Below are 14,243 nucleotides of genomic sequence, written 5' to 3' on the forward strand. Positions count from 1 at the left end.
CGCCGATGATAGTGTGGGGTTTCCCATGTGAAAGTAGGACATCGCCAGGGCCCAATTTAAAAATAAATAATAAAAACTAAAAGCAAAGAATTTGCTTGGTGAACATAGCATTTTGGAACCACCTGAACCCATGCCGAACTCAGTAGTGAAACGAAATAGCGCCGATGATAGTGTGGGGTTTCCCATGTGAAAGTAGGACATTGCCAAGCGCCAAATAAAAGAAAGCCCGATTCGAAAGAGTCGGGCTTTTTTCGTGCTAAATCGTCTCGAATATTGCTGAGGTCATGCACATTGATAAAGAGACGAATTAGCGCAAGGTGAGGGGAGCAACCTTCACAGCTTTCACCCTTTACTCCTCTTAAATATAGTCCCTCATCAGCGGTCAAAACGGCTCATTTCATCTTGCTCGTTATTCATCTTGCGCAACGTAAACGTATTCACTGCGTTCATCGCCGTTAGTGCTTTGCACTATGGACCCTGAAACCAGTTCAGGGTGACGAGGAGGGAGAATTCAGCTGAGTTGTTTAATGTCGTCATCCTGAACTCGCTTCAGGTATTAGTCAATCTTACGAGATGGTAGCCTTAACGATTGTCAAAATGGCTCATTTCACTTTGCGCAACGTAAACGTATTCACTTCGCTCACTGTCGTTAATATTTTGCACTATGGACCCTGAAACCAGTTCAGGGTGACGAGGAGGGAGAATTCAGCTGAGTTGTTTAATGCCGTCATCCTGAACTCGCTTCAGGATCCATGTTTTTGATGTTGGTTAGGGGTTTTCGATACAAGCTAAGATGTAGAGCTGCTTGCCTTAACAATTGTCAAAATAGCTCATTTCACCTTGCATAAAGTAAACGTATTCACTTCGTTCACTGTCGCTAAACCTTTACACCTAACTTGCGCAAATTGAAGGAGCTTGCTTCGCTCGCTACCGTTACATTTTGTACGTTATAAAAGAACGGTACTCAATACGTCCGCTGTAGGTAGCCTTTTACACTTTAGACCCTGAAGCAAGTGCAGGGTGACGAAGTGGGGGAATACAACTGAGTTGTTCAATACCGTCATCCTGAACTCGCTTCAGGATCCATGTTTTTGGCTACTAACCTCTACAAGTTTGACGCTTAACTCTTGATGGAAATAGAAGCGCATCTTAGCTAGGAAGCCATGCCTTTTGTCGTTCAAATCAGTCTTAATGCATCATAGGCGCATACAGCTCAGACTCCAAAAATTTAACGGCTAGACACACAGCTGCTGAACTAGGTGTCATGTCATCATGAATACGGTTATACCCAGTTCAACACTGATATCATCAGTAAAGTACACCAATGTATCTTGAATATTGCGACCCTTTTTAGATCCAAATTTTTATTTTTGCTCTCAATTCGTTCATATGAAAATAGAATCTTGCCTGTTAGGGCATTCCTTGAAGTTAAAGGCTGGTGAGGAGCATTTATCTGTTCGATATTAGTACTTTTGATACCATACACCCATTCTTAATCATACAGCAGCTTTTTACTGCAAACTTGTATGTGCAAGTGCAAGGCTATGGTCCTTCCAGTCATTACATTGACAACTCAATCATGACTAACTTAATAAAATGCGTGTGGCCTTTACATCAAGTTCCCTCCAATTTCTGGAATAAAACCTGCTTATACAAAGCTATATAAAAGTTAAAAACACATTATTGGTCAAAGGTTTTGAGCTAAAAGTTTAACTCTAACCTACTGATATAAAAAGATTAAATATTGTGTTTTAATTTAAATTAAAGTTGGTCCTACTTTTGCATTAATCTGTATATAGTCAAATTTTTGGAGTTGGTTATGGCAATTAGTTTTGATAAAGCGCTTGGGGTGCATCAGCATACAATGTTGATCCGTTCTCAACGAGCCGAGATTTTGGCAAGTAATATTGCGAACGCTGATACTCCCGGTTACAAAGCAAAAGACATCGATTTTGGTCGAGCACTCAGTGCGGCAAAGACGGCACAACAAAGCGGCAATCAAATGACCCGAACCAACGAAAGACACATTAGTGGCGGGACAAGATTGACTAACAGTGATGAACTATTTCGTAATCCAAATCAAACAGATACAGGTGATGGCAACTCAGTAGATATACAAGTGGAACGAAACTTGTATGTACAGAATGCATTAGAGTACCAAGCTAGTTTGAACTTTTTGGGTGGTAAATTTAAAAGCTTGAAAAAAGCGCTTGGTGGTGGTCAAGGAGCCTAATTATGAGTTTATATAACGTTTTTGATATCGCAGGCTCTGGCATGAGTGCACAAAATGTTCGCTTGAACACCACTGCCAGTAATATATCCAATGCAAACAGCATCAGTTCTAGTCAGGACAAAGTGTATCGGGCAAGGCACCCTGTTTTTGCCGCTGAGTTAAACAAGGCGGCCGCAGCGCACCCAAATACAATGAGTTCTTCGGTAGGCGTTAAGGTTTTAGGAATTGTAGAGAGCGATAAGCCATTACAGGTTGAATACAATCCAAACCACCCTAGTGCTGATAAAGATGGTTATATCTATAAACCGAATGTGAATGTTGTGGAAGAGATGACAAATATGATCTCCGCCTCACGTTCGTACCAAACGAATGTTCAAGTAGCAGACGCAGCAAAACAGATGTTAAGTAAAACTCTGTTGCTTGGTCAGCGCTAATTGGGAGTATAGCTGATGAGTAATGATGTCAATTCCGCAACTTCGTCCTTTGTAGACTCGTTGCGTTGGCCGGATAAAAAAGTGCCAACTGAGAAAAATGATGAGTTAAAGCAGGAAGACTTCTTTGCGTTACTCACTCAGCAGTTGTCTTATCAAGACCCGAGTAAACCTGCTGACAATGATCAAATGATTTCTCAGATGACAAACTTTACCATGGCTGAGGGAATATCAAACTTGAATACCAAGTTTGAATCACTAGCCGCATCGATGACGTCAAACTCAGCGCTTCAAGCTTCGGCGTTAATTGGTAAAAAGGCACTGCTTGAGTCTGACACTGTTGAGCATGGGCCTGGCATGCAGTCACGAGGATCCATCATTGTTGCAGAGCCCGTTGAAAAGCTCACTTTGAGTATTGTTAACGATAAAAATGAGCTCGTTAGGAAAATAGAGCTAGGGGAACAGAGTGTTGGCGCCACACGTTTTGAGTGGGATGGTTTAAATCAAAGCGGCGATCCAGTTCCTCCTGGTGAATACACGATTAAAGCTGAAGGGCAAACAAACGGTAAGTTTGAATCTTTGCCTACAGCGACTTTTAGAAATATTGATAGTGTTAACGTCAATGGCTCTCAGGGCATTGTAATTAACACCAAAGCTGGTGCAGTTAGATTAACTGACGTTGCAGAAATAGCGTAATCAAAAGATTTTAACCTTAATTGTAGAGGTATTAGAGTATGAGTTTTAATATTGCTTTAACAGGACTAGCTGCTGCCCAAAAAGACTTGGATACCACAGCTAACAACATTGCAAACGTAAATACGACAGGCTTTAAAGAGTCGCGTGCAGAGTTCGCTTCAGTTTACGCATCGTCAGTATTTAGTGCAGGTAAAACTAAAAATGGTGATGGTGTTTCAACGACAATGGTTGCCCAACAGTTTCACCAAGGCTCTTTAAACTTTACCCAAAACTCACTTGACCTCGCAATTACAGGTGAAGGTTATTTTGCGACAAGTGAGGAATTAGGCGGCCAAGACTATACGTTTACACGAGCCGGTGCATTTAAGCTCAATAAAGATAACTTTATTGTTGATGCCAATGGTAACTTCTTACAAGGCTTCCCTGTAGACCCAAGTACTGGTGATACGACTTCGGTGAGTTTGAGTACCTCTTCTGCGTTGCAAATTCCGGATGCATCAGGTTCACCTCGTGCTACCACAAATGTTTATTCTTCGTTTAACCTAGATTCACGTGCAACGGCACCGTCTGTACCGTTTGATCCTACAGTGAGCGCGTCATATAACAGCTCGACGTCGACGACTATTTACGACTCATTGGGTGAACCTCATACATTGCAATTCTTTTTCCGTAAGGAAGACCCGACAACCAATGCAAATGAGTGGCAAGTATATGCAACGCTTGGAGGACAACAGTTTGATGCCACTGGTACGCTTATCGCAACGCCTCCTGGTACCCCTATCACTGAATTTGGTTTTAACGCACAAGGTTTTCCAGAAGATACAGGTAACCCAGCAGTGCCAAATACGGGTACTACGTTCAACCCATTAACACTTACCGGTACGAACTTATCTGGCTTGTTGACTAATGGCGCGACATTCCCGTCAGATATTCAGATGAACTGGCGTGATGAAACCAATACCAGCTCAAAACTCCCAACTCAGTTTGCGAGCCGATTCGAAGTTAAGGCGCTTGATCAAGATGGTGCGACGACTGGTCGATTAGCGGGTATTGATATCGGCGCGGATGGTAAGATCGTTGCTTCATACAGTAATGGTGACTCTACCTTCCTAGGCCAAGTAGCAATGGTACGTTTTTCTAACTCGCAAGGTCTAACTGAAGCTGGTAATACAGGGTGGAAGAAAAGTTTGACATCAGGTGAGCCCATCGCAGGTGAACCGGGTTCAGGTACGTTAGGGTCCATCAACTCTTCAGCCTTAGAACAGTCGAATGTAAACTTGACCAACGAGCTGGTTGATTTGATAAGTGCGCAGCGGAACTTCCAAGCAAACTCAAGGGCACTGGAAGTAAACTCGACACTACAACAAAATATATTGCAAATTCGATAACATCAACCACACTTCAAAAGCCGCATTCGCGGCTTTTTTATTTTTTGACACTCACCTTGGCACTAATATTGCTTTTATCACTATATATTGAACAGTTTTAGGTCGTTCTCATGGATAAAATGCTATATGTCGCCATGTCTGGAGCTAAACAAAGCTTACGCGGTGTAGCGCTAAAAGCGAACAACTTAGCAAATGCTAATACCACGGGTTTTAAAGCAGACTTTGCTCAAGCTCGCTCTATGCAAGCGTTTGGTGAAGGCTTGCCGACACGTGTATTCGCCATGCAAGAGCGTCCAGGAACAAACATGCTAAGTGGTGCTGTCGCAGAAACTGGGCGAGATTTGGATATTGCAGTTGATGACAAATCTTGGATAAGTGTTATGGATGCGAGTGGTGAAGAAGCCTATACAAAAGTGGGCACGTTAAACATTACCAGTGATGGTTCTTTGGTTACTAGTCATGGTCGTCAATTAATTGGCGAAGGCGGACCAATCATCTTACCCCTTCCAATAGATAAAGTGGTATTTAGTGATGATGGCTCAATTCAGGTGCGCCCTCAGGGGGCGCCTGCCAATTTTTTGGAAACCGTAGATAGACTCAAAATTATTACCGCAGACAACACAAAGCTGGAGAAAGGTAATGATGGTCTATTTAGACCAAAAGAAGACCAGCTTGAAGATGGTCATTGTGGTTTTTGTGAAATATCACCCACAGCAAAAGTAATGAGCGGCTATTTAGAAATGTCCAACGTCAACCCAGTTCATGAGATGGTGGATTTGATTAACCACCAGAGGCAGTTTGAAATGCAAATGAAATTAATGAAGTCAGCAGAAGAAATCGACGAGCGACACACTTCGCTCCTGCGCATAGTATAAGAGAGTGAGGTATAGATTATGAATCCTGCATTGTGGATAAGTAAAACAGGGCTCGACGCCCAACAAACTGACATTTCAGTTATTTCGAATAACTTGGCCAACGCCAGTACCGTTGGTTATAAAAAGAGCCGAGCAATATTTGAAGATTTACTCTATCAAAATATTAACCAGCCGGGTGGACGTTCATCGCAAGATACCGAGCTCCCTTCGGGTTTAATGCTCGGTGCTGGCTCAAAGGTAGTTGCCAACCAAAAGAACTTTTCTCAAGGTAATATGATAAGTACCGAAAACTCTCTTGATTGGATGATACAAGGCCCTGGCTTTTTTGAAATTCAAATGCCTGACGGCACAATTGCTTACTCGCGCAATGGTCAGTTTACAACAGACGAAACAGGTCGTGTTGTAACTTCCGGTGCTGGTTTCCCTGTGCAACCAGAAATGACGGTACCAGATAACGCAAATTCGATAACGATTTCTCAAGATGGTGAAGTTTCTGTCAGTATTAATGGACAAGCAGAAAATACAGTTATCGGTCAGCTTGTGATTAGTGACTTCATTAACCCATCAGGTTTGGAACCAATAGGTCAAAACTTATATACCGAAACTGCGGTAAGTGGTGCACCTGTTCAAGGTAACCCGGGAGTTGAAGGTCTTGGCACAATGGTGCAAGGGGCACTTGAAACTTCTAATGTAAACGTCACCGAAGAGCTGGTGAATCTAATCGAAACCCAGCGCGTTTATGAAATGAACTCAAAAGTGATTAAGTCTGTTGACGAAATGCTGAGTTACATCAATCAACAACTTTAATAAGGTAGGGCAGATCATGCGTAAATGTATATTGGTAGTTGCGCTAGGCTTAGGCCTAAGTGGTTGCATGTCAACAGAAAATAGTGATGTAGTAAGAGATGATCCTTACTACGCGCCTATGTATCCTGACATGGAGGCCGAGCCTGTAGTTTCAACAGGATCGCTGTTCAATTCATATTCGAATGATCTGTACTCGGATAAAAAAGCGGTGAGAGTGGGCGACATCATTACAGTGGTGCTCAGGGAGTCGACACAAGCTTCAAAAGCAGCAAACTCAAAGTTAGACAAAGATAGTGAGGTCAATGTCGATCCATTTCTTGGTCTTGGCAATCTTCCAGTTAATATTGGTGGTGACGCTATTCAACTAGATATGGGGGCTAACTCTTCCTATCAGGGCGATGCTCAAGCAAATCAATCAAACAGCTTATTTGGCAATATCTCAGTGAATGTAATGAGAGTCTTACCGAATGGTAATTTGGTGATCCGAGGTGAAAAATGGTTAACACTCAATACTGGAGAGGAGTTTATTCGCCTTGAAGGTTTGGTCAGACCGCAGGATGTTTCTGCTGAAAATGAAGTGGAATCCAACCGCATTGCAAATGCACGGATCCAATATTCGGGTAAAGGGCAAACACAAGAAGTTCAAAGTGCTGGTTGGTTGACCAAGTTCTTCATGAGCACCTTGATGCCATTTTAAGGAAGTCAATTATGCGTAATCTGCAAACTCTAGTAATACTCTTCACACTCTTCTTATCGGTTGAGGTAGCTGCTGAACGCATTAAAGATGTTAGTGTGGTCGAAGGGGTAAGAAGCAACCAGCTTATTGGCTACGGGTTAGTTGTGGGCCTGCCAGGAACAGGGGAGCAAAGCCGCTTTACCGAACAAAGCTTTAAAGCAATGTTGAATAGCTTTGGTATTACCTTACCTGGAAACTTAAAACCAAAGATCAAAAATGTAGCAGCGGTAGCGGTTCACGCAGACTTACCACCTTTTGTAAAGCCAGGTCAGAGCATTGACGTAACAGTATCTTCAATTGGCAGTGCAGGTAGTCTAAGAGGTGGTACGTTATTACAGACCTTCTTAAAAGGTGTTGATGGCAATGTATATGCGATTGCGCAGGGTAGCATGATTGTTGGCGGGTTAGGTGCTGAGGGGCTGGATGGGAGCCGAGTGGTGATCAATACACCCACAGTTGGTCGAATTCCAAATGGTGGTATGGTAGAACGTGCCGTCAAAAGCCCGTTCACTCAAGGGGACCACATCACATTCAATTTGAATCGTCCTGACTTTACAACGGCTAAGCGTTTAGCAGATACGATAAATGAACTAGTTGGACCAAACAGCGCTAGTGCGTTAGATGCAGCTTCAGTCAGAGTGATTGCGCCTCGAGATCCATCGCAACGTGTGGCTTACCTTTCTACTCTTGAAAACTTGGAATTTAAACCAGCAGATACATCAGCAAAAATCATTGTTAACTCAAGAACTGGCACAATTGTAATTGGTAAAGATGTGAAGTTACAGCCCGCTGCAATTACTCATGGTGGTTTAACGGTAACAATTGCAGAGCAGACCAATGTTTCGCAACCACAGCCTCTCACTGATGCAGATGCTGTTGTCACGCGTCAAAGCATTGTTGACGTAGACCAAGATGATTCAAGAGCATTTGTTTTTGACCCCGGCAGCAGCTTGGATGACTTAGTTCGTGCGATTAACGCTGTAGGTGCAGCTCCAGGTGATTTAATGGCGATACTTGAAGCGCTAAAAGAAGCTGGTGCAATACATGGTCAACTTGTTGTCATATGATGATTAATTAACAATCAATAAGTTAGCCTCATTTTAATGAGGCTTTTTTTTGGCTCAAAATTTGCATTGTTAGTAATATTCTTTTTTAGCGACGTGTTTTTGAACTATGAATACTGATCCAACACATAATCAAAGCTTTTTTGATTTAAACAACCTGAACTCATTGAGACAGGATGCGTTAAAAAGCGCGGGTGATGGTGATGCATCAAAACAAGCGCTAAAAAAAGCTGCACAGCAGTTTGAGTCAATTTTTACTCAAATGCTGTTAACCAGTATGCGTAAAGCCAATGAGGCTTTCGAAGACAAAGATAGCCCTTTCAACTCTAGCAGTGTCAAATTCTATCGTGATATGCACGACCAACAAATGGCATTGGAATTATCGAATAAAGGTAGTTTAGGTCTCGCTGACTTGATTGTGCAGCAGCTGTCACCAGAAAAAAATGGCTATATGCCTTCATCGGTTGTGCGCACTGGCGCCGAGCTACAAAGTGATCGCATTGCTAACGGTCAGGCTACGGTTAATCAGCCCGATAAAGATGTGGCAGAAGAAAAAAGCACAGTTAAAGGTGTGGCAGACACCCCAGCTGATCCTCAGGCTTTTGAAAGCCCAGAAGAGTTTGTCAAAACTCTATGGGGTTATGCTAAGTCTGCAGCAGAAAAAATAGGCTTAAACCCTGCTGTGATGGTGGCACAAGCGGCGCTGGAAACTGGTTGGGGGAAACATGTTATCTCCAAACAAGATGGAAATAGTAGTTTTAACTTATTCAATATTAAGGCGGATAGCCGCTGGACAGGAGACAGTGCCAGTAAAATGACACTCGAATTTGAACAGGGCTTACCTGTTAAAAAACAAGCAAACTTTCGCGCTTATGATTCGTTAAAAGAGAGTTTTAGCGACTACGTTGACTTTCTACAATCCAATCCTCGCTATGAAGAGGCGCTACAAAAAGCATCTAAACCCGGCGAGTACCTAGATGCACTGCAACAGGCTGGGTATGCGACTGATCCTAATTATGCGAATAAAATAAAAAATGTATTGGGTGGGTCACATTTTCAATCAGCAGTGTCCTCATTTGCACGTCAGGGAGTAAACTAAGATGTCTTTTAACTTAATGAATATTGGCACATCTGGCGTAAGAGCAAGTAGTGAACTACTGCAAACGACCAGTAAAAACATCGCCAATTTAAACACAGTTGGGTACATTCGAGAGCGTACTGAACATGCTACGTTAATTGGTAATCAAGTGGGTCGTGGTGAAACCGTCCGCTTACTAAATGAATTTGCGCAAAAGCAGTTGTACCGAGATGTATCTAGTCAGTCCTATTATGATCAGTTTGTGACTGAGTCTACGCGTGTTGATACACTATTTGGCGAAGACTCAAATAATTTAAACAGCAGCATTAACTCTCTGTTTAATAATTTACAAGAAGCGATGAACCTGCCGTCGTCTACGGTGACGCGTTCATTGTTTCTCACCGATGCACAAAATCTCATTGATCAAATGGACCGACTGTCTGGTATTGTTTTTGACCAAAATAATATCGTAAATGAGCAGCTGTCAATTTACTCACAAGAGGCCAATAACTTAATTCAAAAAATAAGTGATTTGAATGGTCAGGTAGGTGCGCTTAATGCGAACCCTGATAGTGATAATGCAAACTCAGTGCTCAATGAGCGTGATCAGGCAATTAAAGATTTGGCAGAGTTAGTTGATATTGAAACCCTTGACGGTTCAAATGGCGAGAAGCTGGTTTTCTTAGGATCAGGTCAGTCGGTAGTGATGGAAAATGGCAGTTTTAACTTGTTTTCATTAGATGGCGATCCCGATCCAAACAAGAAAGAATTAAAACTTGATGTCACTGATGGGACGGCAGTTGCGCTGGATGTAGATCAAACCAAATTACAAGGCAAGATTGGCGGGTTACTGGCATTTCGTGACGAAATATTGATCCCTGCACAAAACCAGTTGGGTCAAATAGCGTTATCTTTAGCAGATGCTTTTAACCAACAAAATAAACTCGGTATGGATTTAGATGGTAACTTAGGCGGAGATATATTTTCAATTCCGACCACAGCCGGTTACCCCCATAGAAGCAATACCAGCACAACCCAACTCGTTGCGACGCTAGAGCCTGGGCAAGGTAATCAGATCCCGGCAACGGATTTTAGAGTAACTTATACTGCGGCTACAAATCAGCTTTCTATCGCTGCGATTGATGCGCAAGGCAATACCATTGGCACAGCTACAAACGTGACATATGCAAACCCGCTTAATTCTCAGACAGCAGTACCAGCAGGGTCAGAACTATTTGGTTTGCAAATCAATTTTACCGATGTGAACGGTGCAGCTGCCACGCCAACTGATGGAGATATGTTTGATATAAAATTGAATTCAGCAGCAGCTGGCACCATGACACTGGCAACTGATAGACCAGAGAGTCTAGCGCTTGCGTCTCCAATTCGAACTGAGTCTTCAGCCAATAATGTGAGTAACGCAACTATTTCTGTCGGTACAGTGACAAGTACAGATCCAGCAAGTAGTAATTTTGCTGCTACGAGTCCTCCTACTTTGACAAATGGCACGATCACGTTGGTGAAAACGGGTAACCCAGATGAATACCAGATCACCGATGCAAGTGGTACAACGACATTTACCGCACCAGCACCGAGAGAAAATATCTTGGCTTCGGCTGGTGGTGTGTTTGCGGGGTATGGTTTTGACTTCAATATCGACGGTGAGCCATCAACGGGTGATACTTATACCATTGAATTCAACCAAGGCGGTTTCGATGATAACCGTAATGGATTGGTGTTAAGTCAATTACAATCTGGACAATTAGTAAGGCAAAATGTGGTTACTACCGCCGTTGCGGACAACTTAAAAACATTTAATGAAGCTTACGCCGGGCTAGTTACCGATATTGGGGTAGTCGCCAACCAAGCTAAAACGAATGGCGCAGCGTACGATGCGCTTGCAGCTCAGTCTGAGGCGTGGTTTGAATCGGTAGCAGGTGTGAACTTAGACGAAGAGGCGGCAAATCTATTGCGTTTCCAACAATCTTATTCTGCGTCAGCACAAATTTTAAGTGCTGCCAGAACAGTGTTTGATACACTGCTTAGTGCTGCGAGGTAATTATGCGTTTATCTCATAACATGATTTTCAAAAGTAACTTGAATTCTATCTTGAACAGTCAGCAAGAAGTGAATAATTCGATGAAGCAAGTTAATACACAAAAACGTGTATTAACTGCGTCGGATGATCCTTCTGCAATGGCGAGATCATTACTTTACTCCGACAAGATCCAGACCAACGAACAGTACACAAAGAACTTAACGATGTTAAAAAGCCGTCTTGATACACAAGAAGGTGTGCTTGATAACATTAAAGATTCTTTGACTCGTTCGATTGAGCTTACTGTTAACGCTGGTAATGGTTCATTGACCGCGCCTGATAAGGCGGCACTCTCTGAAGAGCTGGAGTCAATTCAAACTGCTGTTCTAGAGTTAATGAACTCCAAAACGGAAGATGGTCGTTATATCTTTTCGGGTTATCAAGATAACACTCGAACTTATGAATTTGACAGCAACAATAATCGATATGCTTATCGAGGCGATCAGGGTCAGCATAAAATTAAAGTGGCCGAAGGTGTTGAGATTAAGTCTAGTGACAACGGGTATGATGTTTTTGAAAGTGTAGAGCAGCGCCTGAATGTCACAACCAACACGGCTACACCTTCTGGTGGTATTGTCAGTGCAGATGTATACGTTACACAACAAGGCCCTTTCGATCTGTTCCACAAAGCCAATTACAATCCAGACCCAACGGCGCCAGCGACGAGAAACGAATTTCAATTAGAGCTCAATGGCACAACCGCTCCCCCAAGCTACCGACTAATGCAAGGTGCAACGGTATTTGAGACCGGTACTTATACTGAGAACAATATTAAAGTGGCGGGTATGGAGTTTAGTTTTACCGGGACTGCGGGGGCTGCCGATACGATCACCTTCGAACTGGGCACGCCCGAGAAAGACAATGTATTAAATACCTTGGAAAGCCTCATAACCGCAGTGCAAGACCCCAACCTTTCCGACAAAGATTATCGCCAAGTATTGGCGGACTCAATGATAGGGTTGGAAAATGCAAAAAATCGAGTTTCTCAGATCCAATCGGGGTTAGGTGGCAGAATGAATACCGCCACACGGATCACCGATGCAAACACGGATTTGGATATTAACAATAAAATTGCGCGTGCAGATTTGATTGAGTTAGATATGGCTGAGGCCATTACTGAATTAACTAAACACGAAACGCAACTTCAGGCTTCCCAGGCGACTTACGGCAGATTATCCAATTTGTCTTTGCTCGATTACATTCGATAAACTATTTAGCCGTCATCGATTTGACGGCTTTTTATTATTAAACCCGCCAAATATTAAAGTTTACTTGTTAACCCCCTGACCCACATATAAAAACATTGCCTTATCTCGGTTATTTGTCAAAGCGGAAAGTCCTTTCCTTCTATTATTAGAAGGCTGTAAATTACATTTTTAGTCTTTTAAATACAGTGGTTTATAAAAAAAATTAAAAAAATTCTAAAGGAAACTTTTTGCCGTCCGATAACTTAATTAACCAAGCCGGACAGTTTAAATAACTCGAAGGCCAAGAGAGTTATAAGTTTGAGAGTAAGTACTCAGTTTACAGTGGGAGAATTACCATGGCACTTTATGTAAATACTAACGTAAGTTCATTGAATGCTCAAAGACAGTTAAGCAATTCAGGCAATTCCTTAGACGTTTCATTCAAACGTTTATCATCAGGCTTCCGTATCAACAGTGCAGCAGATGATGCGGCAGGTCTACAAATTTCAGACCGTCTAACTTCACAAATTAACGGTTTAAACCAAGGTAACCGTAACGCGAATGACGGTATCTCTTTAGCGCAGACAGCTGAAGGGGCAATGGATGAAGTAACCTCAATGTTCCAACGTATTCGTACATTGGCACAACAAGCTTCAAACGGCTCAAACACAGATGAAGACCGTTTAGCAATACAAGAGGAAATCCGTTCTCTATCTTCAGAAGTTAACCGGGTTGCGGCAGATACGACCTTCGGTGGTCAAAACCTTCTAGATGGTACATATGAAGCAAGCTTCCAAGTGGGTGCAGATGCAGTACAAACCATCGGCTTTAGTATGAAAAATGTTGCCGGTACGGCAAACGATATCTCAGCAAATGGTGGTTTCACATTATCTGGTATCGCTGGTATTGCAAGTTCAATTGGGAGTAGTAACTTATCAGGCCTGTCAAGCGGTGTAAGTGCTATCTCAAATGCATCGAACAGTTACACGTTTAGTGATACGTTCCAAGCGGGTTCGATCAGTGTATCGTCACAGGCAAATGCACAGGCTGTACTGGCAGGTATGGATTCATTGATTGCCGTAGTTGATAAAAAGCGTGCGGAGCTTGGTGCGGTTCAAAACCGTTTCCAATCTACAATCCGTAACCAATCGAACATTGCTGAAAACCTATCAGCTGCGAAATCTCGTATCAAAGATACTGATTTTGCTACAGAAACTGCATCACTAACTAAGATGCAGATTCTACAACAGGCGAGCCAAACGATTCTAAGTCAGGCGAACCAACGTCCACAAGCAGCATTAAGTCTTCTAGGTTAATAAAGTAGAGGCTATGTAAAGCGGAGGATGAAAATGGTGTCTGTGCTTGATGGGGTATTAACACAGACACCGGAATTGGATGGTAAAGCGGAGGAGCTTATAATCCAAATCAGTTCATGTATTCAATGAACACATTAATGTTAGCACTTTCCGTGCCAATATTTAGAATAAAATATTGACACTCACTCTCAAACTTTTAAAAAAGGAGGCATTAGCCTCCTTTTTTTACGAAGAAAATAAATAAAGCAAATAAAAATCAAGCCTTTAAGTCTGTCTTTTCAATATTGTCAAAAATTATTTTTGTTAGTTGGCATGCAGCTTGCTTTTACTTATT

12 protein-coding genes and 1 rRNA gene are annotated in these 14,243 nt (G+C 42.4%); all 13 read left to right on the top strand.

Annotation, left to right across the window (positions count from 1 at the left end):
• Positions 1-94 precede the first annotated feature (94 nt).
• A 5S ribosomal RNA gene (gene rrf, locus J8M00_RS11450) occupies positions 95-209 on the top strand.
• A 1,610-nt stretch (positions 210-1,819) separates the two neighbouring features.
• Positions 1,820-2,233: a flagellar basal body rod protein FlgB gene (gene flgB / locus J8M00_RS11455; protein WP_023401737.1), complete on the top strand. Its 414-nt coding sequence runs from the start codon at positions 1,820-1,822 to the stop codon at positions 2,231-2,233.
• A gap of 2 nt (positions 2,234-2,235) precedes the next feature.
• Complete coding sequence (gene flgC, locus J8M00_RS11460; protein ID WP_023401738.1) at positions 2,236-2,667, top strand: flagellar basal body rod protein FlgC; 432 nt, start codon at positions 2,236-2,238, stop codon at positions 2,665-2,667.
• A gap of 15 nt (positions 2,668-2,682) precedes the next feature.
• Positions 2,683-3,360: a flagellar hook assembly protein FlgD gene (locus J8M00_RS11465; RefSeq protein WP_211010381.1), complete on the top strand. Its 678-nt coding sequence runs from the start codon at positions 2,683-2,685 to the stop codon at positions 3,358-3,360.
• Positions 3,361-3,398: 38 nt separating this feature from the next.
• Positions 3,399-4,748, top strand: coding sequence for a flagellar hook protein FlgE (flgE, locus tag J8M00_RS11470; RefSeq protein WP_211010382.1), 1,350 nt, complete (start codon positions 3,399-3,401; stop codon positions 4,746-4,748).
• A gap of 110 nt (positions 4,749-4,858) precedes the next feature.
• Positions 4,859-5,623, top strand: coding sequence for a flagellar basal body rod protein FlgF (locus tag J8M00_RS11475; protein WP_211010383.1), 765 nt, complete (start codon positions 4,859-4,861; stop codon positions 5,621-5,623).
• Positions 5,624-5,641: 18 nt separating this feature from the next.
• Positions 5,642-6,430, top strand: coding sequence for a flagellar basal-body rod protein FlgG (gene flgG / locus J8M00_RS11480; protein WP_211010384.1), 789 nt, complete (start codon positions 5,642-5,644; stop codon positions 6,428-6,430).
• 16 nt (positions 6,431-6,446) lie between these two features.
• Complete coding sequence (flgH, locus tag J8M00_RS11485; protein ID WP_211010385.1) at positions 6,447-7,127, top strand: flagellar basal body L-ring protein FlgH; 681 nt, start codon at positions 6,447-6,449, stop codon at positions 7,125-7,127.
• 11 nt (positions 7,128-7,138) lie between these two features.
• A complete protein-coding gene (locus J8M00_RS11490) occupies positions 7,139-8,233 on the top strand; it encodes a flagellar basal body P-ring protein FlgI (RefSeq protein WP_211010386.1) in 1,095 nt (364 codons plus the stop codon).
• 106 nt (positions 8,234-8,339) lie between these two features.
• Positions 8,340-9,329 carry a flagellar assembly peptidoglycan hydrolase FlgJ gene (gene flgJ, locus J8M00_RS11495; RefSeq protein WP_211010387.1) on the top strand — a complete coding sequence of 330 codons (990 nt, stop codon included), beginning with the start codon at positions 8,340-8,342 and terminating at the stop codon, positions 9,327-9,329.
• Between the two features lies 1 nt (position 9,330).
• Positions 9,331-11,367: a flagellar hook-associated protein FlgK gene (gene flgK / locus J8M00_RS11500; RefSeq protein WP_211010388.1), complete on the top strand. Its 2,037-nt coding sequence runs from the start codon at positions 9,331-9,333 to the stop codon at positions 11,365-11,367.
• Positions 11,368-11,369: 2 nt separating this feature from the next.
• The gene (gene flgL / locus J8M00_RS11505; RefSeq protein ID WP_023401747.1) at positions 11,370-12,614 is read left to right on the top strand and encodes a flagellar hook-associated protein FlgL; all 1,245 of its coding nucleotides are present in this window, start codon (positions 11,370-11,372) and stop codon (positions 12,612-12,614) included.
• 335 nt (positions 12,615-12,949) lie between these two features.
• A complete protein-coding gene (locus J8M00_RS11510) occupies positions 12,950-13,909 on the top strand; it encodes a flagellin (RefSeq protein ID WP_211010389.1) in 960 nt (319 codons plus the stop codon).
• Positions 13,910-14,243 lie beyond the last annotated feature (334 nt).

The sequence above is a fragment of the Pseudoalteromonas luteoviolacea genome, assembly GCF_018100925.1.
Taxonomy (GTDB): Bacteria; Pseudomonadota; Gammaproteobacteria; order Enterobacterales; family Alteromonadaceae; genus Pseudoalteromonas; species Pseudoalteromonas obscura.

Coding starts and splice junctions, on each gene's coding strand:
- flgB (WP_023401737.1), top strand. CDS start 1,820: ATGGCAATTAGTTTTGATAAAGCGCTTGGGGTGCATCAGCATACAATG.
- flgC (WP_023401738.1), top strand. CDS start 2,236: ATGAGTTTATATAACGTTTTTGATATCGCAGGCTCTGGCATGAGTGCA.
- J8M00_RS11465 (WP_211010381.1), top strand. CDS start 2,683: ATGAGTAATGATGTCAATTCCGCAACTTCGTCCTTTGTAGACTCGTTG.
- flgE (WP_211010382.1), top strand. CDS start 3,399: ATGAGTTTTAATATTGCTTTAACAGGACTAGCTGCTGCCCAAAAAGAC.
- J8M00_RS11475 (WP_211010383.1), top strand. CDS start 4,859: ATGGATAAAATGCTATATGTCGCCATGTCTGGAGCTAAACAAAGCTTA.
- flgG (WP_211010384.1), top strand. CDS start 5,642: ATGAATCCTGCATTGTGGATAAGTAAAACAGGGCTCGACGCCCAACAA.
- flgH (WP_211010385.1), top strand. CDS start 6,447: ATGCGTAAATGTATATTGGTAGTTGCGCTAGGCTTAGGCCTAAGTGGT.
- J8M00_RS11490 (WP_211010386.1), top strand. CDS start 7,139: ATGCGTAATCTGCAAACTCTAGTAATACTCTTCACACTCTTCTTATCG.
- flgJ (WP_211010387.1), top strand. CDS start 8,340: ATGAATACTGATCCAACACATAATCAAAGCTTTTTTGATTTAAACAAC.
- flgK (WP_211010388.1), top strand. CDS start 9,331: ATGTCTTTTAACTTAATGAATATTGGCACATCTGGCGTAAGAGCAAGT.
- flgL (WP_023401747.1), top strand. CDS start 11,370: ATGCGTTTATCTCATAACATGATTTTCAAAAGTAACTTGAATTCTATC.
- J8M00_RS11510 (WP_211010389.1), top strand. CDS start 12,950: ATGGCACTTTATGTAAATACTAACGTAAGTTCATTGAATGCTCAAAGA.